The 26956-nt window shown below is 32.2% G+C and carries 19 protein-coding genes; 13 read left to right on the plus strand and 6 right to left on the minus strand.

The features are described from left to right. Positions 1 to 12: 12 nt before the first annotated feature. Both MARIT_RS09085 and MARIT_RS09090 read left to right on the plus strand, forming a co-directional pair. A complete protein-coding gene (locus MARIT_RS09085; RefSeq protein ID WP_024739962.1) occupies positions 13 to 1164 on the plus strand; it encodes an alpha-hydroxy acid oxidase in 1152 nt (383 codons plus the stop codon). A gap of 140 nt (positions 1165 to 1304) precedes the next feature. Further along, positions 1305 to 3512: an endonuclease MutS2 gene (locus MARIT_RS09090; protein ID WP_024739963.1), complete on the plus strand. Its 2208-nt coding sequence runs from the start codon at positions 1305 to 1307 to the stop codon at positions 3510 to 3512. Between the two features lie 157 nt (positions 3513 to 3669). On the opposite strand, the gene carB is transcribed toward MARIT_RS09090, so the two are convergent. Together carB and rpmH are read right to left on the minus strand one after the other, a co-directional pair. Further along, complete coding sequence (gene carB / locus MARIT_RS09095; RefSeq protein WP_100211335.1) at positions 3670 to 6522, minus strand: carbamoyl-phosphate synthase large subunit; 2853 nt, start codon at positions 6520 to 6522, stop codon at positions 3670 to 3672. A gap of 103 nt (positions 6523 to 6625) precedes the next feature. Further along, complete coding sequence (gene rpmH, locus MARIT_RS09100; RefSeq protein WP_024739965.1) at positions 6626 to 6787, minus strand: 50S ribosomal protein L34; 162 nt, start codon at positions 6785 to 6787, stop codon at positions 6626 to 6628. A gap of 208 nt (positions 6788 to 6995) precedes the next feature. Between rpmH and MARIT_RS09105 the strand changes: the two genes are divergently transcribed. From MARIT_RS09105 to MARIT_RS09115, 3 genes are all read left to right on the plus strand, one after another. Further along, a complete protein-coding gene (locus MARIT_RS09105; protein WP_100211336.1) occupies positions 6996 to 8609 on the plus strand; it encodes a CTP synthase in 1614 nt (537 codons plus the stop codon). 346 nt (positions 8610 to 8955) lie between these two features. Next, positions 8956 to 10830 (plus strand): membrane protein insertase YidC, encoded by a 1875-nt coding sequence (yidC, locus tag MARIT_RS09110; RefSeq protein WP_100211337.1) that lies wholly within the window; start codon positions 8956 to 8958, stop codon positions 10828 to 10830. A gap of 104 nt (positions 10831 to 10934) precedes the next feature. Continuing rightward, positions 10935 to 13391, plus strand: coding sequence for an outer membrane beta-barrel family protein (locus MARIT_RS09115; protein WP_162288611.1), 2457 nt, complete (start codon positions 10935 to 10937; stop codon positions 13389 to 13391). 277 nt (positions 13392 to 13668) lie between these two features. On the opposite strand, the gene MARIT_RS15650 is transcribed toward MARIT_RS09115, so the two are convergent. After that, positions 13669 to 13842, minus strand: coding sequence for a hypothetical protein (locus MARIT_RS15650; RefSeq protein WP_024739969.1), 174 nt, complete (start codon positions 13840 to 13842; stop codon positions 13669 to 13671). Positions 13843 to 14001: 159 nt separating this feature from the next. Between MARIT_RS15650 and fumC the strand changes: the two genes are divergently transcribed. After that, positions 14002 to 15399, plus strand: a complete 1398-nt coding sequence (gene fumC / locus MARIT_RS09120) for a class II fumarate hydratase (RefSeq protein ID WP_100211339.1) — start codon at positions 14002 to 14004, stop codon at positions 15397 to 15399. An 85-nt stretch (positions 15400 to 15484) separates the two neighbouring features. After that, positions 15485 to 15958 (plus strand): nucleoside deaminase, encoded by a 474-nt coding sequence (locus MARIT_RS09125; protein WP_024739971.1) that lies wholly within the window; start codon positions 15485 to 15487, stop codon positions 15956 to 15958. A gap of 87 nt (positions 15959 to 16045) precedes the next feature. On the opposite strand, the gene MARIT_RS09130 is transcribed toward MARIT_RS09125, so the two are convergent. Together MARIT_RS09130 and MARIT_RS09135 are read right to left on the minus strand one after the other, a co-directional pair. Beyond that, positions 16046 to 18538, minus strand: coding sequence for a PIG-L family deacetylase (locus MARIT_RS09130; RefSeq protein WP_024739972.1), 2493 nt, complete (start codon positions 18536 to 18538; stop codon positions 16046 to 16048). Between the two features lie 75 nt (positions 18539 to 18613). Then, the gene (locus MARIT_RS09135) at positions 18614 to 20041 is read right to left on the minus strand and encodes an ATP-dependent DNA helicase (protein WP_100211340.1); all 1428 of its coding nucleotides are present in this window, start codon (positions 20039 to 20041) and stop codon (positions 18614 to 18616) included. 102 nt (positions 20042 to 20143) lie between these two features. On the opposite strand from MARIT_RS09135, the gene MARIT_RS09140 reads away from it, so the two are divergent. From MARIT_RS09140 to MARIT_RS09165, 6 genes are all read left to right on the plus strand, one after another. Next, positions 20144 to 20875: a hypothetical protein gene (locus MARIT_RS09140; RefSeq protein WP_100211341.1), complete on the plus strand. Its 732-nt coding sequence runs from the start codon at positions 20144 to 20146 to the stop codon at positions 20873 to 20875. After that, positions 20862 to 21683, plus strand: a complete 822-nt coding sequence (locus tag MARIT_RS09145) for a DUF3822 family protein (protein WP_024739975.1) — start codon at positions 20862 to 20864, stop codon at positions 21681 to 21683. Before MARIT_RS09140 ends, MARIT_RS09145 begins: the two co-directional genes overlap by 14 nt. Next, positions 21683 to 22222: a 16S rRNA (guanine(966)-N(2))-methyltransferase RsmD gene (gene rsmD, locus MARIT_RS09150; RefSeq protein WP_100211342.1), complete on the plus strand. Its 540-nt coding sequence runs from the start codon at positions 21683 to 21685 to the stop codon at positions 22220 to 22222. Before MARIT_RS09145 ends, rsmD begins: the two co-directional genes overlap by 1 nt. An 87-nt stretch (positions 22223 to 22309) precedes the next feature. Next, positions 22310 to 23146 carry a helix-turn-helix domain-containing protein gene (locus MARIT_RS09155; protein ID WP_024739977.1) on the plus strand — a complete coding sequence of 279 codons (837 nt, stop codon included), beginning with the start codon at positions 22310 to 22312 and terminating at the stop codon, positions 23144 to 23146. Positions 23147 to 23411: 265 nt separating this feature from the next. Further along, entirely contained in the window at positions 23412 to 24914 is a 1503-nt protein-coding gene (locus MARIT_RS09160; protein ID WP_024739978.1) for an aldehyde dehydrogenase family protein, read from the plus strand. Between the two features lie 246 nt (positions 24915 to 25160). Next, complete coding sequence (locus MARIT_RS09165) at positions 25161 to 25475, plus strand: DUF6506 family protein (protein ID WP_024739979.1); 315 nt, start codon at positions 25161 to 25163, stop codon at positions 25473 to 25475. A gap of 241 nt (positions 25476 to 25716) precedes the next feature. Here the strand turns inward: MARIT_RS09165 and leuB are convergent, their stop codons facing one another. Beyond that, a complete protein-coding gene (gene leuB, locus MARIT_RS09170; RefSeq protein WP_024739980.1) occupies positions 25717 to 26832 on the minus strand; it encodes a 3-isopropylmalate dehydrogenase in 1116 nt (371 codons plus the stop codon). Positions 26833 to 26956 lie beyond the last annotated feature (124 nt).

Below are 26956 nucleotides of genomic sequence, written 5' to 3' on the forward strand. Positions count from 1 at the left end.
ATCAAGTAAAAAATGTCTTTTAATATAAACACTAACTATCCATCAATAGAGCATCTTCGTGTTAAAGCTAGAAAAAGAATGCCTAAGTTTTCTTATGAATACTTAACAGAAGGATGTAATGACGATTTAAATGTATATAAGAATACTGCAGAAATCAGAGATATAGAACTTTTACCTCAGTATTTAAGTAAGCATACACATTCCAATACTAAAAAGGTATTATTTGGTCACGAATACGACGCCCCTATAGGTATTTGCCCTGTAGGTTTACAATCACTAATGTGGCCAAAAACTGCAGAAATTTTAGCTAAAACTTCTGTAAAACATAATATTCCTTTTATATTAAGTACAGTAACGACTTTAAGCATAGAAGAAGCCGCTAAAATAACAAATGGTAAATTTTGGTTTCAATTATACCATCCTGCTGATAATAAAATCACAGATGATATATTAAAGAGAGCTAAAGATAATGGTTGCGATGTATTAGTACTTCTATCTGACGTACCCACCTTCGGATACCGTCCCAAAGATATTTATAATGGTCTAGGAATGCCTCCTAAAATGATGCTAAGAAACATTATTGAAGTTCTCAGAAAGCCCAGATGGGCTTGGGAAACATTAAGAAATGGTGTTCCTTCTTTTAACACTATGGAGAAGTATATGCCTAAAGGCATGGATTTACAACAATTAGGTGCCTTTATGGATAAAACCTTCTCAGGAAGGTTAAATGTTGATAAAATCAAAAGAATTCAAGATAAATGGGATGGAAAAATAGTTATCAAAGGAATTGCTAGCTGTGAAGATACTCAAAAGGCAGTAGATTTGGGTATTGATGGTATCATAGTATCTAATCATGGAGGAAGACAACTAGATGCTGGGCCTTCTACTATAAAAACACTACATCCTATCGTTGAAAAATTTAAAGGACAAATACAAATAATGATGGATAGCGGTATGCGTACTGGTCCAGACGTTGCTAGAGTTATTGCCTCTGGCGCTGACTTTGCTTTTCTTGGGCGCCCTTTTATGTATGGTACAGGTGCTTTAGGAAAAGCAGGTGGTGATCAAGTAGCTTCTATTCTTAAAAGAGAGTTTCAACAAGTAATGGAACAAATTTGTTGCGAAAGAGTAGAAGATTTACCTAATTTCTTAATCAGAAAGTAACAAAATAACTATAGCTTTGCATTAGCTCACTTATTATAAAAGCACCTCTTCTTATAAAAAGGGAGGTGTTTTTTATATCTGTAATTCATAAAAAAACAAAAAGAATTTATAGCTTTGCTATCCATATAAAAACTTTTTTTTTGAGCATACAAATTTCTGAGAAGACATTACACGATTTAGAATTTCCTACTATTTTAGAACAAGTTTCAGAATTTTGCATTTCTGATTTAGGAAAAGAAAAAACCTTATCAACAAAACCTTTTACTAATAAAAAGCAATTATTTTTTGAACTAAACCTAGTTAATGAATACTTAGCTTCTTTTACTAGTGAAAATAGGATACCCAATCATTTCTTTGATAATATTATTGAAGAAATAGATCGACTTTCCATAGAGAATAGCTTTTTAGAAACAGGAGCTTTTTTACGTTTGGCTACCACTACAGACACTGTAAATGAGCTTAAAAAGTTTTTTACTAAATTTAAGGATTATTTTCCTTCTCTCTTTTTGCTTAGCGAACGAATAGAACTTGATACATTTATTGCTGATACTATAAAAAAGATTATTACTTCGCATGGAGTTGTTTCCGATAATGCTTCTCCTCTGTTAAAACAAATTCGGAAAGACATAGCACAAATACGCGGTAAAATTTCTGAAAGCTTTTCAAGAGCTTTAAGTAAAAATATATCTTCAGGATATTTAGATGATATTAAAGAAACTATTATAGATAACCAACGAGTACTTGCTGTTTTAGCAATGCATAGACGAAAAGTAAAAGGAAGTTTACTAGGTGCATCAAAAACAGGAAGTATTGTTTATATTGCTCCTCAAGCAACACTTGCCTACAGTAGAGAACTTCAAAATTTATACTACGAAGAAAAGCAAGAAATTGTAAAAGTTCTAAAGAAACTAGCTGAATTAATTAGACCCTATACTCCTCTATTAAAAAAATACTTAGATTTTCTAATACATTTAGATAATGTTGCCGCTAAAGCAAAATATGCTCAGGAAATTAATGGTCTATTACCCAATATTTCCGAAGAAAAGAAAATACTTTTTAGAGACGCCTTCCACCCTATCTTATGGAGAAAAAATAAAGATCAGAATGTCCCAACAATACCGCAAACACTTTCTTTAAATCAACAACAACAAATTATTGTCATTTCAGGACCTAATGCTGGCGGTAAAAGTATTACTCTAAAAACAGTGGGCTTGTTACAAATTATGTTGCAAAGCGGCTTTCTAATTCCTGTACATGAACGAAGTGAAACATTTATTTTCTCCACGGTATTAACAGATATTGGAGACAATCAATCCATTGAAAACCAACTAAGCACCTATAGTTACCGCTTAAAAAACATGCGTAACTTTTTGCGAAAATGCAATACAACTACCCTATTTTTAATTGATGAATTTGGTACTGGTTCCGATCCAGAGCTTGGAGGCGCCTTAGCCGAAATATTTTTAGAAGAATTTTATCAAAAAGAGGCTTTTGGCATTATCACAACCCATTATGCTAACTTAAAGGTTTTAGCTAATGAACTTGATAATGTAACCAACGCAAATATGCAATTTGACGAGCGCACTCTAGAACCCTTGTATAAATTGTTTATAGGACAAGCAGGTAGCTCTTTTACCTTTGAAGTTGCACAGAAAAATGGGATTCCTTATAGCTTAATTAACAAAGCTAAAAAACGTGTTGAAACAGAAAAAATTAGACTGGATAAAACTATTTCTAAATTACAAAAAGAGCGAAATCGTTTACAAAAAAACTCTGATAATTTAGAAAGACAAAAACGTAAGGAGCAACAACATTTAGAAAGTCTTCAAGAAAAAGAACAAAAAATTAAGGATAAGCTATCTGGTTTTCAAGATTTATATGATAATAACCAACGTATGCTATCACTTGGTAGAAAGACAAATGAGATTCTTAATAAGTATTTCCAAACCAACAACAAAAAAGAACTCTCCAGTAGTTTTACAAAATGGGCTCTCATAGAAAGAACCAAACATCTGAAAAAGAATCCTCCTAGCATTAAAACAAAAAATCAAAAAAAACAAGAAAAAGTTATTGCTCAAAAGCAAAAAGAAATTGTTCAACAAATTGAGAATGAAGTACTCAAAAAAGTAGTAGAAGTTAGAAAAGAAAAAAAATTAGAGGCTAAAAAAATAGCAAAAGCAAAAGCTGATTATATCTTTAAAATTAATGATAGGGTTCGCTTAATTGATGGAAACTCCGTAGGAACTATTGAAAAAATCGAAAAGAAAAATGTATTTATCAACTATGGTATGTTTACCACCAAGGCTTCTACGGATAAATTAGAACTTGTTGAAAAAGCTAAAAAATAACCTTATACTTATCCCATTTAAACTAAGATCATTTATTGTTCTGAAATGATCTTAGGCAAACTCATAAAAATAATGCTCGAAGTAAAAACGTCGAGCATTATTTTTTTGTAATTATTTTTAGTTTATATTAATTATCATTCTGTATCGGATAATAATATTATTTACTCAAATACATCTTACGTCTTGAATATAAATCATAAAACTGATCATCTTTTAAGCTATCTATAAACAAAATACTCTCTCCTGTCGATTTCATCTCTGGTCCTAGTTTTTTATTTACATTTGGAAATTTATTGAATGAAAATACTGGTTGTTTAATTGCATATCCCTTTAATTGAGGTTTGAAATCAAAATCAGTTACTTTCTTATCTCCTAGCATTACTTTTGTTGCATAATTTACATAAGGTTCTCCATATGCTTTTGCTATAAAAGGTACTGTTCTTGAAGCTCTCGGGTTTGCCTCTATGATATATACTTTATCATCTTTAATTGCAAATTGAATATTAATCAACCCTACTGTTTTTAAAGCTAAAGCAATAGTTTTTGTATGATCTTTTATCTGTTGCATCACTAAATCTCCCAAGTTAAATGCAGGCAGAGTTGCATTAGAATCTCCTGAGTGTACTCCACAAGGTTCTATATGCTCCATAATTCCTATAATATACACGTTTTCACCATCACAAATAGCATCTGCTTCTGCCTCTATAGCTCCATCTAAATAATGATCTAACAACAATTTATTATTAGGCATTCTTCTTAATAAACCTACTACATGTTCTATTAATTCCTCTTTATTAATGACAATCTTCATTCCTTGTCCTCCTAACACATAAGAAGGTCTTACCAAGATTGGAAAGTCTAATTTTTCTGCCAGTGCTAGTGCTTCATCAGCTGTTTCTGCTATTCCAAATTCCGGATAAGGAATATTATTTTCCTGTAATAACCTAGAGAAGCTTCCTCTATCTTCTGCTAAATCTAACGCCTCAAAGCTTGTTCCTAAAATTTTAATTCCGTATTTCGTTAGCTTCTCTGCTAACTTTAAAGCGGTTTGTCCTCCTAATTGAACAATAACCCCTTCTGGCTTCTCGTGCTTAATGATGTCATAAATATGTTCCCAAAAAACAGGCTCAAAATAGAGTTTATCCGCGGTATCAAAATCAGTAGATACTGTTTCCGGATTACAATTGATCATAATTGTTTCATAACCACTTTCAGCAGCTGCCAGCACTCCATGAACACAACAATAATCAAATTCAATTCCTTGCCCTATTCTATTTGGTCCCGATCCTAAAACAATGATTTTTTTCTTATCTGAAACAGTACTTTCATTTGCTACCGTTATCTCTCCATCTGCGGTTTTAACCGTATTTTCAAAAGTTGAGTAATAATATGGTGTTTTTGCTTTAAACTCTGCTGCACAAGTATCTACTAACTTATAAACTCTATTAACTCCTAACTCTTCTCTCTTACTATATACCTCACTTTCTAAACACCCTAGCATATGTGCTATTTGTCTATCTCCATACCCTTTTTGCTTTGCTTCTAATAGCAACTCCCTGTCTAAAGTATCTATAGTATATGTAGCAATTTCTTTTTCTATTTCATATAGTTCTTCATACTGTCTTAAAAACCACATATCAATTTTTGTGATATCATGAATTTTACTCAATGGAATTCCTATCTGAATCGCATCATAAATAGCAAAAACACGATCCCAAGAAGCATTTTTCAATTTCTCTATGATCTGATCATAATTTTTATACCCTTTTCCATCTGCGCCAATTCCATTACGTTTAATTTCTAAAGACTGAGTGGCTTTATGCAAAGCTTCTTGAAATGAGCGTCCAATTCCCATTACCTCTCCTACCGACTTCATTTGCAACCCTAACACTCTATCAGATCCTTCAAATTTATCAAAGTTCCAACGAGGTATCTTTACAATCACATAATCTAACGTTGGTTCAAATAATGCCGACGTTGATTTGGTAATTTGGTTTTCTAATTCATCTAAAGTATAACCTATTGCTAGCTTTGACGCTACCTTTGCAATAGGATATCCTGTTGCTTTACTAGCCAAGGCAGAAGAACGAGATACTCTTGGATTGATTTCAATAGCTATGATTTCCTCTTTTTCATCAGGAGAAACCGCAAACTGAACATTACATCCTCCTGCAAAATCACCAATTGAGCGCATCATTTTAATAGCCATATCGCGCATCTTTTGATACGTTTTATCTGATAACGTCATTGCTGGAGCTACCGTAATAGAATCTCCTGTATGGATTCCCATAGGATCCATATTTTCAATAGAACAAATGATAACCACATTATCATTTTTATCTCTTAACAGCTCTAGTTCGTATTCTTTCCAACCAATTAAAGCTTTATCAATCATTACTTCATGAATCGGAGATATTTCTAAACCACGTGTTAATAATTCATCAAAATCTTCTTTATTATGAACAAAAGAAGCCCCTGCTCCTCCTAATGTAAATGAAGCTCTAATAACTAGCGGAAAACCAAACTCTTGTGCTATTTCTTTCCCTTTAAGATAAGATGTTGCCGTTGCTTGAGGGGCCATTGGAATTCCTATATCCAACATTAAATTTCTGAATTTCTCCCTATCCTCAGTTATGTTAATAGCTTCAATATCAACCCCTATAATTTCTACTTCAAAATCTTCCCAAATTCCTTTTTCATCAGCTTCAATACATAAATTCAATGCTGTTTGCCCTCCCATTGTAGGTAAAACGGCATCAATTTGTGGATGCTCTTTTAAAATTTGGATTAATGATTTTGTTGTTAAAGGCAATAAGTACACATGATCCGCCATTGAAGGATCTGTCATAATTGTTGCAGGATTCGAATTAATTAAAATTGTTTCGATTCCATCTTCTCTAAGTGAGCGTAACGCTTGTGTTCCTGAATAATCGAATTCACACGCTTGACCAATAACGATTGGGCCAGAACCGATGATTAAAATTGATTTAAGGTCTTGTTTTTTAGGCATTTTAAAGTTTGTTGTATTGTTGTGTAAAAATAAAAATTACTTAAGTATAAAAAAAGGTGTTACTAAAAATAGTAACACCTCAATTATTAACAATTGTTAATCATTATTTCTTATGTCTTGCTTCAGATGAAACAGAAATTTTCTTTCTTCCTTTTGCTCTTCTTCTAGCTAATACTTTACGACCATTAGCAGAAGCCATTCTTTCTCTGAAACCGTGTTTGTTTCTTCTCTTTCTTTTTGATGGTTGGTACGTTCTTTTTGGCATTACTTATATTTTTAAAAATCTTCTTTAAATTACATATTGCTTTTGTGAAATTCCGTCTGCTAAAAGCGTTGGCAAATATACAACTAGTTTTGTTTTTCACAAATACTATCTCAAAAATATTTCAAATATTTTTTATTTGTTTTTTTTATTCACTTTTTGTTTGCGAAAACTTGGAGAGTTCTTACTTTTGCCCAAACCTAATAATACCATGAACAACACTAAATACGTTTTTGTAACAGGAGGCGTAACTTCATCACTAGGAAAAGGGATTATTGCAGCTTCTTTAGCTAAATTATTACAGGAAAGAGGCTATTCAGTAACCATTCAGAAACTAGACCCATATATTAATATAGATCCAGGAACTTTAAATCCATACGAACACGGAGAATGTTTTGTTACTGAAGATGGTGCTGAAACCGATCTTGATTTAGGTCATTATGAACGTTTTCTAAACATCCCTACTTCTCAAGCAAATAACGTTACAACTGGAAGAATTTACCAATCTGTAATTCATAAAGAGCGTAAAGGAGAATTTCTAGGAAAAACGGTACAGGTTATTCCTCATATTACTGATGAAATCAAGCATCGTATCCAAATTTTAGGTAAAACAGGGGAATTTGATATTGTAATCACGGAAATTGGAGGTACTGTAGGAGATATTGAATCTCTACCATATGTAGAAGCTGTTCGTCAATTACAATGGGAATTAGGAGATGAAAATGCCATTGTTATTCACTTAACTTTAGTACCTTATTTGGCTGCTGCTGGCGAGCTAAAAACAAAACCCACGCAGCATTCTGTAAAAATGCTGATGCAAAGTGGTATTAGTCCTAATATTTTGGTATGCCGTTCTGAACACCATATCAATGATACTATCAAACGTAAGCTAGCGCTCTTTTGTAATGTTAAAAAACAAGATGTCATTCAATCTTTAGATGCTGAAACAATTTATGACGTACCTAATTTAATGTTTAATGAGGGATTGGATCGAGTTGTTCTAGAAAAATTAGAATTATCTACAGATAAGCAACCTGCTTTAGAAGCTTGGAATAATTTCTTATCAAAGCATAAAAATCCTACCTCTACTATTGAAATTGGGTTAATCGGAAAATATGTAGAATTGCATGATTCTTATAAATCAATTACTGAAGCCTTTATTCATGCCGGCGCTACTAACGAAACAAAAGTTAAGATCCGTTGGATTCATTCTGATGAGTTAACTTCTAAAAATGTTATACAAAAACTAGAAGGTATCAATGGAGTTTTGGTTGCTCCTGGTTTTGGAGATCGTGGTATTGAAGGTAAAATTAAAGCAGTACAGTATGCACGTGAAAATCATATCCCATTTTTCGGAATATGCTTAGGAATGCAAATGGCTGTTATTGAATATAGCAGGAATATACTCGGGCTTAAAGATGCTTTTTCTACAGAAATGGATGAAAATTGTAAAACCCCAGTAATAAATCTAATGGAAGAGCAAAAAAGCATTACTGAAAAAGGAGGTACAATGCGTTTAGGTTCTTGGAATTGCGAGTTATCTAAGGATTCGAAAGTATATGCTGCCTACAGAAATACTTCTATCCATGAGCGTCACCGCCATAGATACGAGTTCAATAATGCTTATAAAGAACAACTTGAAGCTGCTGGAATGAAAGCTACTGGAATAAATCCTGAAACTGGCTTAGTAGAAATTGTTGAAATAGATACTCATCCTTGGTTTGTGGGAGTGCAATATCATCCCGAATATAAAAGCACTGTTTTAAATCCACATCCCTTATTTGTCAATTTTATAAAAGCAGCTTTAGAACAATCTAAAAAATAAGAAAAAAAGCCAACAAAATACGTGTAGAAATGTTGGCTTTTTTTTATACACTGCACTAGATTTACCCTTTTAACTTTACACCAAAACCATCAACTATTTATAGAACGCTGAAGCTTTTGAAATTATACGATGTTGAAATAAAGAAAAGGTACTCAAAGTAATGCTTTTTGGCAAACTGAAAAGTTTTGAATCAGCTTATTAAATGGAATACTCTTTGAACTATTAGTATTCGCTAAATTAACCGTAACAAAACATCTTAAAAATCATAGAGTTTTGCTACATTTGTCGAGTTTTTCTCTAAATCCTTTTTTAGAAAAATGACAAATTGACATTATAACATACATCAATGGAAGAAAAAAAATTTGATTTCAATTCCTTAATAGGAATGATTTTACTGGGGGCAATCATGTTTTGGTATATGAGTAGCCAAAAGCCAGAAGTACAACCAGAAAATACCACCAACCAAGAAATTATTGATTCTACAAAAATAAGCAGTACTCCTGCTGAAAGAATCAATACAAATATTCAAAACGATTCTTTACAACAATTAGCTTTAAAAAGTAAACTAGGTGCTTTTGCTCATAGTGCTATCAAAGGAAAAGAAGGAACAACTACCTTAGAAAACGAAGTTTTAAAATTAACTATTTCTAATAAAGGAGGGCAAATTACAGAAGCCTTAGTCAAAAATTATTTTACTTACGATAAATTGCCCTTATATTTGATTAAAGGCAATAATGCTTCTTTCAATATTAATTTTGGAACTACAGACAATAGAGTTTTAAATACTAAAGAACTATTTTTCGAGCCTTCTCTCACCAAAAACGGAACATTGACTGTACTTTCTATGAAGTTAAAAGTTTCAGATAGCAAGTTCTTAGAATATCGCTACGAAATGTCTCATGACCAATATATGGTGAATTTTGCTGTTCGTTCTCAAGGATTAGGAAATATCATTAATACTTCTCAACAAATCAATCTCGATTGGAAATTAGAAGCATACAGACATGAAAAAAGTCAGCAAACAGAAAATATGTATTCAACTTATTACTATAAAGCTGACGACGAGGTAGAATATTTAAGCCCTAAAGATTCCGAAAATGTAAATGATGTTAATTGGGTAGCTTTTAAACAGCACTTTTTCTCTTCAATATTACTAACTGACACTCCTTTTAATAATGCTACCTTAATTTCACAAGACTTTAAAGGTGAAGAAATTGACAGTGTTTTTACAAAAACATATAGCTTAAAAACTCCTTTAGTTGTAAATAATGGTGAGTTGAACTACAATATGAAGTGGTATTACGGTCCTACAAACTATAATTTATTAAAAACTTATGCTAAAACAGATTTAGATGAAATAGTAGATTTAGGTTGGGGAATTTTTGGATTTTTAAACAGAACTATTTTTTACCCTGTTTTCAATTTGTTAAAAGGGTTTATGAGCAACTACGGCTTAATTATCATTTTAATGACTATTGTAGTACGTATCCTAATGTCTCCACTAGTTTATAAATCTTATTTATCAAGTGCTAAAATGAAGGTTATCAAACCTGAGATGCAAGAAGTTAACGACAAGTATCCAGGAAAAGAAAATGCCATGAAACGTCAACAAGAAATAATGGCTATACAACGAAAAGCAGGAGTCAGCATGATGTCTGGATGTATTCCTGCATTGCTTCAAATGCCTATTTTCTTCGCTCTGTTCAGATTTTTCCCTTCTAATATAGAATTACGCCAAAAAGGATTTTTATGGGCTACCGATTTATCTTCTTATGATACGATCTTCAAACTTCCTTTTAAAATTCCTTTTTATGGAGACCACGTAAGTTTATTTCCAATACTTGCATCCATTGCTATTTTCTTTTATATGAAAATGAATCAAAGCCAACAAGCAAATATGCAACAACCAACACAAGAAGGAATGCCTGATATGAGTCAAATGATGAAGTATATGATTTACTTCTCTCCTCTTATGATGTTATTCTTTTTTAACAACTATGCAAGTGGCTTAAGTTTATATTATTTTGTTTCAAACTTACTAACCATTGCAATCATGTTAGTTATTAAGCATTATGTTATTGACGAGAAGAAAATTCATGCTCAAATAGAAGAAAATAAAAAGAAACCTGAAAAAGCAAAAAGCAAATTTCGTCAACGTTTAGACGAAGCAATGAAACAAGCTCAAGAGCAACAAGCCGCTCAACAAAGACGAAGAAAATAAAATCTCTAAAAACAAGTAAGAAAGTCCTCAAAATTGAGGACTTTTTTTTTAAACCTTTGCTAGTTTAAAATGTCTAATTATAAATGTGCTCAATACCTCTTCTTATGAAAAAACTATTACTATTTATTTTCTGCATTTATAACATCTCTCTTTATGCACAAAAACCTAAAATGCATACAAAGCAAACAACCTTATTATCAGGCATTGTGCTAGAAGCCTCCACCAGACAACCATTAGAATACGCTACAATCATATTGACAGATTTAAAAAATCAGCAAATTACAGGTGGAATTACGAATGAAAAAGGCCTTTTTTTGATTCGAGTTCCTCAAGGAAGTTATGATATTAACATAGAATTCATAGGTTTTAAAACAAAACAATTATCTAATAAAATACTAACCAATCATACTTCATTAGGCACAATCCTTCTTTCAGAAGATACAGAAACTCTTGAAGAAGTAGAAGTCATTGCTGAAAAATCAACCATTGAAATTCGACTCGACAAAAAAATATATAATGTTGGTAAAGACATGACTGTTAAAGGAGGAAGTGTCAGTGATGTTTTAGACAATGTTCCTGCTGTTCATGTAGATGCTGAAGGAACAGTAAGCCTTAGAGGAAATGAAAATGTTCGTATTTTAATAGATGGAAAACCCTCTTCTTTAATAGGCTTAAACAGTACAGATGCATTGCGTAACCTTCCTGCTGAAGCCATTGAAAAAGTTGAAGTAATCACCTCCCCTTCCGCACGCTACGACGCAGAAGGAACTGCTGGGATTTTAAATATCATTCTTAAAAAAGGTAATATCCGAGGAGTTAACGGTGCTATAAATCTAACAACTGGTATCCCTGAAGTTTTAAGTATCTCTCCCAATTTGAATTACCGCGCACAAAAAATCAACTTATTTTCTAATATGAATTACTCTTACCGCAAGAGCCCAGGAAATTCACAAACTTTTTTCACCAATTTTAATCCAGATGCAACTATTAAGGATTTTCGCAATGAAGATCGTTTTTTTGACAGGAAAAACACCAATATAAACACCTCTTTAGGTTTAGAATATTACCTTACTAAAAACAGTTCTATCACAAGTTCTTTTTTCTATAAAAAGAATAATAGTCATACTACTACTACTAACTTCACAGAAAATAGCAATCTATCAAACTCCTTAACTTCTACTGAAAATAGAATTGAAAATGAAGATAAAAAAACTACTGATAAACAATATACTTTAAATTATACCAATAACTTCCATGGAAAAGGCAAAAAACTGGTCATAGAAGCGCAATATAATGATAGCAGCTCTTTAGAAAATGCTCCTGTTTCTGTAGCTGGCATTTTAGAAGAAATCAATTCACAAATTACCAATTCCAAAGACTTCCTATTTCAAATCGATTACCTCATTCCTTTCGGAAAAAACAGTCAACTTGAATTTGGACATAAAACAACTGTGCAAGACCTCTTTTCAGACTTTAAAGTGCGCGACAAAAATGGAACTCCTTTTGAATACGATCCTTCTAATGCTATTGATTTCAAGCAAAATATTTATGCTTTTTACATACAATATGGCAATCGATTACGCGATTTTTCTTACTTGCTAGGCTTACGAACTGAAATTACAGATATTGACTTAGCAGTATTGACCACAAAGGAAGCTTCCAATAAAAACTATACAGAATGGTTTCCTACCATAAACTTAGGATATGAACTGAATAAGTATGCTCAATTAACTTTAGGGTATTCTAGAAGGCTTAGAAGGCCTCGTCACTGGTTTTTAAACCCTTTTGAATCTCGTAGTTCAGCAAGAAATATATTCAAAGGAAATCCAGATATCAATCCAACTTTTACTAGTTCTTTTGATATAGGATATACTAATAAAATTAACAAATTAATTATTAACACCTCTATTTATTATCAGCATTTCACAGACATCATGCAAGCTATTTCTTTTACTGAAAGAAGAATACAAAATGGAAAATCTTTCGATGTTTTTATTAGAACTCCTGTAAACTTAGGTACTGAAAATCGTTACGGATTTGAACTTACCTCTAATTACTCTCCTTCTAAAAAAATACGTTTGTCTGCTACATTTAATTATTTCCATTTTAATATAGATGCTTTTACATATACTTATAATAACCTACAATCTGTTTTTCTAGATAAAGTAAATCAAAATAGTTGGTTTGCTCGTTTTAATACTCGCATTAGTTTGCCAGCTAAAATTCAATGGCAAACTCGCTTACTATATCGCGGTGCACAAACTACTGCTTTAACTGATAGAAAAGGTGTTTTTATAACAAACTTAGCTTTTAGTAGAGACTTTCTTAAAGACAAGGCTTCTTTGATATTAAACATTAATGATCTGTTTAATTCTCGTAAAAGAAATAGTACTACTTATTACGGGGGAAGAATTACTCCAGTAACTATTTCAACAGCAGCTTTTCAATGGAGGGAACGACAAATATCTTTGAGTTTTACTTATCGCTTCAACCAAAAGAAAAAAAGACCAAAACAAAACCACTCAAGAACGAGTGGCAGTGGTGGTGATTTTGAAGGCTAGAATAGGATATTTCTTTAAAAGCTTAATTTGAAATTCCTTGATTTAATATTTTGCCTTGGCTATCATTGGAATTCATATGAAAAAGAGCAGAGTTTAAAGGAAGCTGAAATCTACAAGTCTTCTTATTTAGAATAGCACTATTTTTGAGAATGCGCCTTTAAAAAAAGTGTGTGCACTCAACATATTTTACTTTTTTAACCTCTAATTTCTTTTTATAAAAAAAACTCGTTCCTTAAAATAAAAGAACGAGCTTTATAATATATGTTTAGAATTGCTATTATTTTCCTTCAGCAGCTCTCTTTGCTTCTTTCTTTAACTTTATATTTTCCCAAATTGTTCCTCCAATCCAATAAGGAACGACAAATGTTAACAAGAAAATCAACAGCCAAAAACCTGCTGTAAAAATAAACATGAATAATACCAGTCCTGAAAATTCTGAAAAATCTAACATTAGTTTCTTATTAAATATTGTTACGCCACAAAATTAAAACTATTTTTCTTTTTCGCACAATAATTTCAAAATAAATTATGATAAAAATAAATTTTTAAAAGATCGAGAATTTGTAATTTAGCATTTTATTAATTTTTAGCATTTAAAATCATACTCAAAATGAAATATAGAATCGAAAAAGATACTATGGGACAGGTAGAAGTTCCTGCAGATAAATATTGGGGAGCGCAAACTGAGCGTTCTCGTAATAACTTCAAAATAGGTCCTGCTGGATCAATGCCCTTGGAGGTGGTTTACGGTTTTGCTTATTTAAAGAAAGCCGCTGCTTATACCAATGCTGATTTAGGTGTTTTAAGTAATGAAAAACGCGATTTAATAGCGCAAGTTTGTGATGAAATTTTAGATGGAAAACACGATCATCAATTTCCTTTGGTCATTTGGCAAACAGGTTCTGGTACACAATCAAATATGAATGTGAATGAAGTAATTGCGAATAGAGCGCATGAGATTGCTGGGAACGTGATAGGTGAAGGTGAAAAAACAATACAGCCCAATGACGATGTAAATAAATCTCAATCTTCTAACGATACTTTCCCTACAGGAATGCACATTGCTGCTTATATAAAAATTATAGAAACAACGATTCCTGGAATTACACAGTTAAGAGATACTTTACAAGCTAAATCAGAAGCCTTTGCTAACGTTGTAAAAATTGGACGTACCCATTTAATGGATGCTACTCCTTTGACATTAGGACAAGAATTTTCTGGATATGTTGCGCAGCTAAACTTTGGTTTAAAAGCATTAAAAAATACTTTGGCGCATCTATCTCAATTAGCATTAGGTGGTACTGCGGTAGGTACTGGTTTAAATACACCTGCTGGATATGACGTCTTAGTAGCCAAATATATTGCTGAATTTACTGGACTGCCATTTGTTACTGCTGAAAATAAATTTGAGGCATTAGCTGCTCATGACGCATTGGTAGAAACACATGGAGCACTGAAACAATTAGCTGTTTCTTTAAATAAAATTGCCAATGATATCCGACTAATGGCCTCTGGGCCTCGCTCTGGTATTGGCGAAATTATCATTCCAGCTAACGAACCTGGTTCTTCTATCATGCCTGGAAAAGTAAATCCAACACAAGCTGAAGCAATGACAATGGTATGCGCGCAAGTTATGGGGAATGATGTAGCTGTAACTATTGGAGGAACCCAAGGACATTACGAATTAAACGTATTTAAACCAATGATGGCGGCAAATGTGCTAGCATCAGCTCAACTAATTGGTGATGCTTGCATTTCTTTTGATGAAAATTGCGCAAGCGGTATTGAGCCAAATCAAGCTAGAATTACTGAATTATTAAATAACTCTTTAATGTTAGTTACTGCTTTGAATACTAAAATAGGATATTATAAAGCTGCAGAAATTGCAAATACTGCACACGCAAACGGAACTACTTTAAAAGAAGAAGCTGTTCGCTTAGGCTATGTTACTGAGCAACAATACGACGAGTGGGTAAAACCTGCTGATATGACTGGTAGTTTAAAATAAACTAATTCAGCTTATATAAAACAAGGGCTGCAATTAATTTTTGCAGCTTTTTTAGTGAATAGAATTAACTTTATAATAATAATAAATGAAAAATCACGAAGAATTTATGAGTGAGGCTGTAAAAGCAGCTTTAAAGGGAATGAATAATAATGAAGGGGGCCCATTTGGCTGCATCGTGGTAAAAGATGGAGAAATTATAGGACGCGGAAATAACAAGGTTACTTCTACTAATGATCCTACAGCTCATGCAGAAGTAACTGCTATTAGAGATGCGTGCAAGAATATAGGCTCTTTTCAATTAGATGGTTGTATTGTATATACTTCTTGTGAGCCTTGCCCTATGTGCTTAGGAGCTATTTATTGGGCTAGACCTGATAAGGTATATTATGGAAGTAATCAAGTAGATGCCGCTAATATTGGTTTTGATGATGAGTTCATCTATAAAGAAATTCCATTACCTTACGAAAAAAGAAGTATTCCTTTTGAACAAGTTGGAAGAGATATTGCTTTGGCACCTTTTCAAGAATGGACTAAAAAGCAAGATAAAATAGCTTATTAATACAGGTATTTCCAAAACAAAACGAATAAAAAACACCTTGTAAATAAAAAATACAAGGTGTTTTATTTATATAAGTACCCTATTTTTTTATTCTTCTTTTCCTAGAGATAATAAGTTGGCAAATAATTTATAGGCTCCTGAGACTCCTGCTGGTAATTCTCTAAAAAAGCTCAATCCTGTATATATATAATTTCCTTTTCCATAACTAGCAACTAATAAACTTCCTTTTTTAGCACTTTCTCCTTTATCTTTCATAGACAATATAGGTGTAAACTCACTGCCCCATTGATTCGGAAAATAAAGCCCTCTTTCTTGTACCCATCCTTTAAAATCTTCATCTGTTATAATATTCGGATACTTTAATACGGGGTGTGTTTTTGCTATAATTTTTACTTCAGATTCTTCATCTGTTACACGATCTCTCGATAGTTTTAATTTGTATGGCGCTTTTATAGCTACATTTCTATTAGTATTATATTGGACAATCATATTGCCTCCATTTTTCACATAGTCTAATAAATACTTTTGCTTAAATTGCAATGCTGGCAAAGTATTATATGCGCGAATTCCTAAAACAATTGCATCAAATTGCTGTAAATTTTTATCGTTAATATTTTCAGGTGTTATTTCTACAACCTTATAACCTATTTGTCGCAAACTTGCCGGCACTGCATCCCCTGATCCTTGAATATACCCTATCGTATTTCCTTTCTTCTTAATATTTAATCGTGTAACCTTAGCTATGGACGGTAATAAAACCGATTGCTTAGGAATATGCGAATACTCTATTTCTACCAATTCCTTAGTGTATTTTTGTCCATCAACCATAGCCGTTGCTTTTAAAGTTCCTTCTGATTCATAGGCTGGAGGCGTTACTGTAAACTGTACAGTCTCTACCAATCCTTTTTGCGTAATTTCAAATGGTATTTCTGCTGGTGTTACCTCCCAACCCGTTGGCACTTCCAACGCAACAATACCTTTGCTATTTTCTGCTCCTGAGCGAATTTCTAAAGATATTTTTTGCGAAGCATCTTCCGAAAAAACAAATACTTTGTTTTTTAGCTTTGTTGTTACTTTAGGAAGTACTTCAAACGGTTCATAAATTTCTCCCTTATCTCTTTTAGCATACTTGTGAACTACATTTTTTACAAATGAAATTGCTGTATCTTCAATCATTAAATTGAACTGAACCTGAATGGGTCTCCTACTTTCTGGAGTTCCTATATTTTCCTGATTTGTTACCTTATACATTCCCATACTCCAAGGCAGCTGTAACCAATAAGGTGATGAGTATCCTTTATTTTTAATGACAATCCTCTCTTTAAAGTTCACTTTTTTGTTAGGAGCTAAATCAATCTCTTTTTTTAAAACTTTTCCTTCTGGTATTATTTTTATTCCTGTTAACTCCATAGAAGCTGAACTTCTATTCAACACTTCAAAATGAAGTTGAACCGATTCTCCCAAGGTACTACTTGAACGTGCTGCAGAAGCCTCTAAATAAATTCCTGAGCAAGCTAAAATAATTTCCTTAAGTTCTTTTAATTTTATCTCTTTCCAATGCGTATCTCTTAACTCACCTATAAGCTTATATGCTTCTATAAAAGCAGGCAAATGTTTGGAAGGGTTTACAAAGTCGAAATTTTCTTCTACTTCATATAAAATAGCTCCTATTGCCCCTCCTCCTTCTATCCTATTCCATGTAGTGTTAATTCCTGAAAAGGCATCATTTTTGTCCTTTGGAAAATCTCCTTTTAAAAATTCTACATACTCTTTCTGGCTTCCTCTTGTACTCAATCTTCCAAAACCTTGGCATAAATGTTGGCTACTTGCTATGGATGCCAACTCATTATTTGACAATCCTTTTAATGGGTAATAGCCTCCTACATCAAATTGTAACATATTACTCTTATTTGCTTTTGCAAATTTTTCTTGGCTCCCATAAAACCACCAAGAAGTGTTAAAGAATAATCTTCTAGGTTTCCAAACAGCTATTTTTTTAAGCTGACTTGTATATTTCGTTGGATCATTTGCTAAATCAAATGCTTCAACACTTAACATTGCTGATGACGTATGATGCCCGTGAGTAGTTCCTGGAGTTCTATGGTCAAACCTATTAATAATTACATCTGGCTTAAATTTACGAATCGCCCAAACCACATCAGCTAGTACCTTATCTTTATTCCATATTTTTAAAGTTTCATCAGGATGCTTTGAATATCCAAAATCATTCGCTCTTGAAAACATTTGCTCTCCCCCATCTACACTTCTAGCCGCTAATAGTTCTTGTGTACGAATTACTCCTAATAACTCTCTGATTTCTGAACCTATTAAATTTTGCCCTCCATCACCTCGGGTCAATGATAAATATCCTGTTCTTGCTTTTACATGATTTGCTAAATAAGCAATCAATCGAGTGTTTTCATCATCTGGATGTGCTGCAATATACAATGCTGTTCCTAAAAAGTTAAGCTTTTGTACCTTTTCATATACTTGGTTTGATGTTAATTTCTGAGGTTTTTGAGCTACTATTGATAAGTTAACCAATAAGAAAAAACATCCAAAAAAATATTTTTTATTCATTTGAAATAATTTGAATCGTAAACAAATGTAGTTTTTTTATAAGTGTATCCTATCAAATTAACAAAACGCTAACATTTAGCTACTTAAAAAACATTCATCTTTAAATCCTATTAAATATAATCTTTCTTGGGCTCGTGTTACCGCAGTATATAACCATCTTAAGTATTCAACACTGGGTCCTTCTGGCAAATAAGGTTGTTCTATAAAAATAGTATTCCATTGTCCTCCTTGAGACTTATGGCAGGTCATAGCATACGAAAACTTTACTTGAAGAGCATTGAAATATTTATTCTTTTTTATGGCTATAAACTGTTTATATTTTGATTCATTTGCAAAATCTTCTTTCACAGCTTCGTATAATTTATTGGATTCTTCATAAGTTAGAGAAGGACTTTCGCTAGTTAAAGTATCTAATAATAAAACTGTTTCAAAAGGTTTCATATCAGGGTAATCAATCATTCTAATTTCTACTTCTGCAAACTTAAATCCATACAGTTCTTTTACTGTATTAATTCTCATTACTTCACAGATATCTCCATTTGCAATAAAACCTGCCGATGATGCGTCTTTTAGCCAAAAATAATTGTTTTTAACCACCATAACATAGTCTCCCGTAGAAATATCATTTTCTTGTCCTCTTATTTTATAACGAATTTGCTGATTATATTGATTGGCTCTTTTATTAGACCTTACAATTATAGCCGTATCTTCCACCCCCATATCACCATCATAAGCGGAAGTTATAGCATTTTGAATATCATCACCATCTTCTAACCTGATAATATCTGGAAAATTTAGATCAAACTGAAAGTGAGTTGCTCCTCCTTGTAATAGCAAACGTAAATCTGTTGCGTTGAATAAAATTCCTGAGTTTTCTTTTTGACGAACTACCTCATCTAACTCTATCTCTGTAACTTCTTTATTAAAGTCTAAAGCAAGTTTATCTGCTTCTAAAGCAGGACTCACATCTAATTTAACAGGAGGCAACTGGGCGGTATCTCCAATAAAAACAATCTTACAATTTTTACCCGAATATACATACGATATCAAATCATCTAGCAACGAACCATTTTCAAACAACTTAGCACTTTGAGGTCTATCTGGTATCATTGAGGCCTCATCTACTATGAAAACAGTGTTATTATGTTTATTCGGTTGCAATACAAAATCGACTGCCCCATTGCTTTGTTTCTTAGGAAAATAGATTTTCTTGTGTATCGTTAAGGCTTGTTTTTTTGAGTATCCTGAAATTACTTTAGCCGCGCGTCCTGTTGGAGCTAATAAAACAGCTTTTTTTCCTGCTTTCCATAAGCTATTTACGATTGTACTTATGGTTGTTGTTTTTCCTGTACCTGCATATCCTTTCAATAAGAACAAAGCGCGAGTATCTTTGGTAAAAATAAACTTTGTTAGCTCATTTATAAGGAGGTTTTGCTTGTAAGTAGGTTCATAAGGAAATTTTTGAATAATCTCTTTGTAAAAATCAGCTTCGGTTTTTATCATATTATAAATAATTCACAAAGATAAGCCTATTTATAAAGAAAAGTTTTCTTCATTGAAAAAAAATTGTAGATTTGCGACTATCACATATTAAAAATTAAAAAAATGAATTTAGTATTAATGATTTTAGCAGCTGTTGTGGTTGCATTTATTTTAGCATTAGTTATTGTTAAATTTGTACCACTTAAAATGAGATGGCTAGTTTCTTTATTACTCTTAGGTGCTTCTGTTTATTTAGGGTGGAAGATTTATGAAGGAGTAATGAGTCCTATTAAATTTAACGAAGACAAGCAAATACGTTACGCTAAGGTAATTCAAAATTTGAAACTAATTCGTGATGCTGAAGTAAAATACAAACAGGTATATGGAACATATACTAAAAATAAAGATACTTTGCTTAACTTCATTGAAACTGGTAAATTAGCATTAACAGAAACTAAAAATGTTGAAGAAAAAGTAGATAAAGGTGGAGGCATCTTTGTGACTGTTTCTAAAAGAAAAATAGATACTATAGGATATGAAGATGTAAAGAAATATTTTGATGGTAAAGACTATAAAAATATGTTTAACGTTCCTAATACAGCCAAACAATATACTTTAGAAACTGCTGAGATTGAAAAAGTAGCAGGATTAGTTGTTCCTGTTTTTGAAGCGAAAATAGACAAGGAAACTATTTTAAAGGGAATGGATCGTTCTTTAGTAAAAAGAGAGTTAGAAGCTGTTGAAACAGATCAAATTAAAGGCGCTTTTGTTTCTGTAGGTTCTTTAGAAGATGTAACAACAGGTGGTAACTGGCCTCCTTCTTATGATAAAATAACCAACATTGCAAAAAAATAGTACAAGAAACAATATTGTTTCAGAACATAAAGATTTATCCGTCCAATTCAGTTTGGATGGATTTTCTTTTTGCATCAAAGATGCTTTGTCTCACAAACCTATTTGTTTTACAAAATATTCTTTTGATCAAAAGATAGCTACTCCTGAACTACTCCTTGAAAAGATTGAGCATATCTTTTCTTCTGACCCTGATTTGCAGCAAGATTTTAAAAATACTATTGCTATTCATCAAAGTAACTTAGCTACACTGGTTCCTAATGAATACTTTCAGGAAAAGGAATTAAAAACATATCTTAACTATAATATCAAAACGTTGGCTACTGACTTTATTGCCTTTGACGATTTACAATGTATAGAAGCCAAGAATGTGTACGTACCCTACGTTAATATCAATAATTACCTCTTTCAAAATTTTGGGGAATTTGAATACAGACATCACGCTTCTGTGTTAATTGATAAATTATTAAATCACACTAAAAAAGATGGTCGCTCCTACTTTTTCGCTCATGTTTTTAAAAGCCAATTGGATATCGTAGTTTTAAAAGACAATTCTTTGCTTCTTTACAACTCTTATCCTTTTAATACTAAAGAAGACTTCCTTTACTATCTTCTTTTTACTGCAGAGCAATTGGGACTAGATCCTAATGAATTTCAACTTACTTTTTCTGGAGATATCGAAGAGAACTCTGCTATTTATACAATTACTTATCAGTATATTAGAAATATAAATTTTATCAGTACTACTTCAAACTTTTTTAACAATTCAAACGATTTTTCTAACCATTCTAATTTTATTCTTATTTCATAATGCGTATTATATCTGGAAAATATAAAGGAAGACGATTAACTGCTCCTAAAAACTTACCTGTTAGACCTACAACAGATATGGCAAAAGAATCCTTATTTAATATTCTTAATAACTTGTATTATTTTGATGCCATCTCTGTCATGGATCTTTTTTCTGGTACTGGCAATATTAGTTTTGAATTTGCTTCTCGCGGAAGTAAAGAAATATATGCTGTTGATCAACATTTTGCTTGTATAAAATTTATTCAAAGTATCGCTGAAAATTTGAATTTTGATATTCATACTTATAAAAGTGATGTTTATAAATTCTTAGAAAAAACTCCTTTAAAGACCGACGTGATATTTGCAGATCCTCCATACGATTTCGAAAAGGAAGAGTTTTTAAAGATTGTGAATACCGTTTTTGAAAGAAATCTTTTAAATGATGATGGATTACTAATTGTCGAACATTCAAAGCATACCGATTTATCTAGCCATCCAAAACACAGTTATGATAAACGCTATGGTGGAAATGTGTTTAGCTTTTTTGAGAAAGAATAGCTTTCCCTCTAATTAAACGCATTTATAAATTCTAAAATACCGCTACTTTTAAATTAAAAATAGCGGTATTTTCGTATGAAAAATAAAATGCCAATAGAAAGCTTTCCCGAAATTTATATTCAAGATTTTAAACAACAGCACGACCTGTTGATTTACGACTTTAAAATGACTCGCAATGTCATTAAAAGCAAAGTCAATTTGAATATGAATATGTTTAGTTTCTTACCTGCTGGTAGAAAGCAATTACATTTTGCTAATGCTTCCATTTCCGTTGATAAAAAGCAATCATTATTATTAAAAAAGGGAAATTGGCTTTGGACAGAGTTAATGGACTTTGACACTACTTATTTTTGTAAGCTTTTTTTCTTTTCTGAAAAAAAGTTAATCGATTTTCTTAATAAATATACTAATAATGCTTCCCCGTCTAAAGAAGAAACTCCTTATTTCATTATAGAAAATGATTCTTATATTACATCCTTCTTAAACTCTTTGTCTAATATAACCTCTTTACACTCTAATTTATCAGCCTCGCTCCTCTCTATAAAATTCGATGAAATACTACTGTATTTACTCAATAAATACGGAACTATATTTGAATTGTACTTACACACTTTAATTTCCAGAGAAATATCTTCTTTTAAGTCCATTATAGAAAAGAATACCTACTCCAATCTAAAACTTGAAGAAATTGCTTTTTTATGTAATATGAGTTTATCTACTTTTAAGCGTCGCTTTATTTCAGAGTACAATGAAGCACCAGGAAAATGGTTAAAAAACAAACGATTGCAAAGGGCAAAAAAAATGTTAGAATCAGGTAATTTAAAACCTTCCGATATTTATTTAGAAATGGGATACAATAACCTATCTAACTTTAGTACTGCTTTTAAAAAGAAATTTGGAGTGAGTCCTAAAAATATTTTCTAGTTTAACCTCCTCCAAAAAACAGGTTATTATTTTATTAATATAATACCTTAAGATATTTTTATGCATTATACTAAAAAAGTTTGAATACCTATCATTTATAATAAAATAATTAAGGCAGCATTCGTAAATTCTATATGGTTATTTTGACCTTTTTTCATAAATGATTGAACTGGATGAATAACCTATACAACAAGAGTTGTCCATACATTTGCCCCTGAATTAAAAATGCTTTTTTAAAGCTAAAAAATAAATCTTATAATACATTATGGCAAACGTAAAAAAACCCCTTTTCAAAAAAAGATATGAAAATTTTATCGATGGGAAATTTGTTCCTCCTGTTAAAGGAGCATACTTCGACAACGTATCTCCCGTAGATGGTAAAGTATTTACCCAAGCAGCTCGCTCTACAGAAGAAGACGTTAACTTGGCACTAGATGCCGCTCATAAAGCTTTTCCTACATGGAGTAATACTTCTGTTACAGAACGTAGCAATATACTCTTAAAAATAGCTCAAATAATGGAAGATAATTTTGAGCTATTAGCTACTTCAGAAACTATTGATAACGGAAAACCTATTAGAGAGTCTCGCGCAGCTGACATTCCTTATTGTATTGATCATTTCCGCTATTTTGCTGGTGTTATTCGCGCCGATGAAGGTAGTATCTCTGAGCACGATAAAGATACTGTAAGTATTGTTTTACACGAGCCTCTTGGTGTAATTGGTCAAATAATTCCTTGGAATTTCCCTTTACTTATGTTCACTTGGAAAATTGCTCCTGCTTTAGCTGCTGGATGTACTATCGTAGTAAAACCTGCGGAACAAACTCCTACAAGTGTAATGGTTTTAATGGAGTTAATTGCAGATATTTTACCTCCAGGTGTATTAAATATTGTTACTGGATTTGGTATCGAAGCAGGGCAGGCTTTAGCTACTTCTAATAGAATTGCTAAACTTTCTTTTACTGGCTCTACCGAAACAGGAAGAAAAGTATTACACAATGCTGCTGAAAACATCATACCCGTTACTATGGAATTAGGTGGGAAATCTCCCAATATTTTCTTCCCTTCCGTTGCCGATAAAGATGATGACTTTTTTGATAAAGCTATTGAAGGAGCACTAATGTTTGCTCTTAATCAAGGTGAAATTTGTACTTCTCCTTCTCGTATCTTGGTACATGAAGACATTGCAGATCTTTTTATTGAAAAAATGAAAATTCGCTTAAAGCACGTAAAAACAGGAAATCCACTTGACCCTGAAACAATGATTGGCTCTCAAGTATCTAAAGAACAATATCATAAAATTCTTAACTATATCAATATAGGTAAAGAAGAAGGAGCTGCTGTTTTAGCGGGTGGATCAGCAGGAAATTATGAAGGTGAACTTTCAGAAGGTTATTATATACAACCTACCATTTTAAAAGGAAATAACACCATGCGTGTATTCCAAGAAGAAATTTTTGGTCCTGTTGTTGCCTTGACTACTTTTAGTTCTACTGAAGAAGCTATCGCTATTGCTAATGACACTTCTTATGGTTTAGGAGCTGGTGTTTGGTCTCGTGATGCTCATGAATTATACCAAGTTCCAAGAGCCATCCAAGCTGGTAGAGTTTGGGTTAATCAATACCATACATATCCTGCTCATGCTCCTTTTGGAGGTGTTAAAGAATCAGGATTTGGTCGTGAAAACCATAAAATGGTATTAGATCATTATCGCGTTGTAAAAAACATGCTTATTTCTTATGATAAAAAGCCTGTAGGCCTTTTCTAATAATATGATAAAGCCTCATTTATAATGGGGCTTTATACCCATATAAAAAACGCTTTCTTTTCCAATAATTTCAAATTGTTATTAGTAATATACTATTCTAAAAACTTTATTTTACAAGTAAATACTCCTAGGTATCTTTCGTAATTTTTCGTATATTTATATGGCAAAAGAAAGGCTCTTGAATACTTAATAATCAAGCTTTAACTCTTGCTAAAAATCTTATTTACAAACTAAAAATAAAGCAATATGAAATTTTCTAACTATGGATTTATTATGATAGATCCAAGCTACACCGAAGAACAGTCAACAGCATTAAAAGCGAATGGTTTTACAACTACTGTATATTGCGTACAGGATATTAATATGGCTTGTAAAGCCGCTAAAAAGCTACAAGATAAAAGAGTACATCTTATCGAGTTATGTGGTGCTTTTAATCATGAAATGGTAACTCAAATTATTGAAGCCGTTGACGGAAAAGTTCCTGTAGGAAACATCGCTATGCGACCAGAGGAAAGTGAGAAATTTATGTCCTTTTTAAATAAAGAACCTAGCTTAACTTAATTTTTTTCTGATACCAGATATTGAAGTGGTTTCAATTTTTTCTGATGCCTGCAAATTTTCCTTATTTCATCCTAATTTTAGGTTGTTGTCACAATGTAGCTAAAGCTATGTTGCTCAAAAAAAGACTTCATTAGGGCAAAAAATCCTAAATGTTCGCTTCAAAACAAAAAGTTGAAATCACTTCACTAATTATGCCAAGGAAATTTCCTTGGCATAATTTATTGCAAAATTTCAATAGAAACTAAATAATAGTACTTTGCCCCATATGAATATTTTGAAAATTTATATTGCTATCTTCTTGATTTTGTATGTAATCAGCAATAAAATCTCCCACCTTAGATGTAGTAAATGGTTTTTCTGAATTGATATCCATTGTCGAAATTCCCAATTCTAATGACTTCTGAACGGCACTATTGATAGCTTCCGCTTCTTCATGCAACCCTAAATGATCTAACAGCATTGCTGCTGATAAAATAGAGGCTAACGGATTCGCTATGTCTTTTCCTTTTGCTTGTGGAAAAGAGCCGTGAATAGGTTCAAACAAAGCATCTTCCTTTCCTATAGAAGCTGATGCTAACAAACCTATTGATCCTCCTATAACACTTGCTTCATCTGAGATGATATCTCCAAATAAATTTTCTGTCAAAATTACATCAAATTGCTTTGGATTTAAAATGATTTGCATTGCTGCATTATCTACAAATAGGAAATCTAGCTTTACATCAGGATATTCAACAGCTAACGTTGTAACAGTTTTTCTCCATAATCTAGAAGTTTCCAATACATTTGCTTTATCTACTAAGGTTAATCTTTTTTTTCTATTTTGAGCTGCTCTAAAAGCTAAATGTGCTATTCGTTCTATTTCTTCTTTAGAATAAGAACAGCCATCAAAGGCAATATTACCATCATCACTCAATTCTTTTATTCCAAAGTAAATACCTCCTGTTAACTCTCTATAAATAGCAATATCTGTATCTTTAACAATCTCTTCCTTTAGAGGGGAGTTCCTAATTAATTGATCATATGCCTTTACGGGGCGAAGATTACAGAATAATCCTAATTCTTTTCTCAATCGTAATAATCCTTGCTCAGGACGTACTTTTGCAGAAGGATCATTATCATACTTAGGATCTCCAATAGCTCCAAATAGTATAGCGTCTGAATCTTTACATAAAGCTATTGTTTCATCTGGTAATGGAGTTCCTGTTTTATCTATTGCACAAGCCCCCATCAACCCCTCTTTGTAAATAAAGGTATGTTCATATACAAACCCTACTGCATTGATCACTTTTTTTGCCTGTTCTATCACCTCTGGTCCTATACCATCTCCTGGTATTACTGCTATGTTAAATTTCATAATTAAACTTTTAATTAGACACCCAATCTGCTTCCTCTTTTCCCTTCAATTAAAAAACAGATATTGAAGTAGTTTCAACTTTTTCTAATGTCTGCAAATTCGTCTTATTTCACTCTAATTTTAG

Origin of the sequence: Tenacibaculum maritimum NCIMB 2154 (genome assembly GCF_900119795.1) — a bacterium.
Lineage (GTDB): Bacteria > Bacteroidota > Bacteroidia > Flavobacteriales > Flavobacteriaceae > Polaribacter > Polaribacter maritimus.

Excerpts from the sequence above, each read along its gene's own strand:
- MARIT_RS09085 (WP_024739962.1), top strand. The coding sequence starts at position 13 with ATGTCTTTTAATATAAACACTAACTATCCATCAATAGAGCATCTTCGT.
- carB (WP_100211335.1), bottom strand. The coding sequence starts at position 6,522 with ATGCCTAAAAAACAAGACCTTAAATCAATTTTAATCATCGGTTCTGGC.
- rpmH (WP_024739965.1), bottom strand. The coding sequence starts at position 6,787 with ATGCCAAAAAGAACGTACCAACCATCAAAAAGAAAGAGAAGAAACAAA.
- MARIT_RS09105 (WP_100211336.1), top strand. The coding sequence starts at position 6,996 with ATGAACAACACTAAATACGTTTTTGTAACAGGAGGCGTAACTTCATCA.
- yidC (WP_100211337.1), top strand. The coding sequence starts at position 8,956 with ATGGAAGAAAAAAAATTTGATTTCAATTCCTTAATAGGAATGATTTTA.
- MARIT_RS09115 (WP_162288611.1), top strand. The coding sequence starts at position 10,935 with ATGAAAAAACTATTACTATTTATTTTCTGCATTTATAACATCTCTCTT.
- MARIT_RS15650 (WP_024739969.1), bottom strand. The coding sequence starts at position 13,842 with ATGTTAGATTTTTCAGAATTTTCAGGACTGGTATTATTCATGTTTATT.
- fumC (WP_100211339.1), top strand. The coding sequence starts at position 14,002 with ATGAAATATAGAATCGAAAAAGATACTATGGGACAGGTAGAAGTTCCT.
- MARIT_RS09125 (WP_024739971.1), top strand. The coding sequence starts at position 15,485 with ATGAAAAATCACGAAGAATTTATGAGTGAGGCTGTAAAAGCAGCTTTA.
- MARIT_RS09130 (WP_024739972.1), bottom strand. The coding sequence starts at position 18,538 with ATGAATAAAAAATATTTTTTTGGATGTTTTTTCTTATTGGTTAACTTA.
- MARIT_RS09135 (WP_100211340.1), bottom strand. The coding sequence starts at position 20,041 with ATGATAAAAACCGAAGCTGATTTTTACAAAGAGATTATTCAAAAATTT.
- MARIT_RS09140 (WP_100211341.1), top strand. The coding sequence starts at position 20,144 with ATGAATTTAGTATTAATGATTTTAGCAGCTGTTGTGGTTGCATTTATT.
- rsmD (WP_100211342.1), top strand. The coding sequence starts at position 21,683 with ATGCGTATTATATCTGGAAAATATAAAGGAAGACGATTAACTGCTCCT.
- MARIT_RS09155 (WP_024739977.1), top strand. The coding sequence starts at position 22,310 with ATGCCAATAGAAAGCTTTCCCGAAATTTATATTCAAGATTTTAAACAA.
- MARIT_RS09160 (WP_024739978.1), top strand. The coding sequence starts at position 23,412 with ATGGCAAACGTAAAAAAACCCCTTTTCAAAAAAAGATATGAAAATTTT.
- MARIT_RS09165 (WP_024739979.1), top strand. The coding sequence starts at position 25,161 with ATGAAATTTTCTAACTATGGATTTATTATGATAGATCCAAGCTACACC.
- leuB (WP_024739980.1), bottom strand. The coding sequence starts at position 26,832 with ATGAAATTTAACATAGCAGTAATACCAGGAGATGGTATAGGACCAGAG.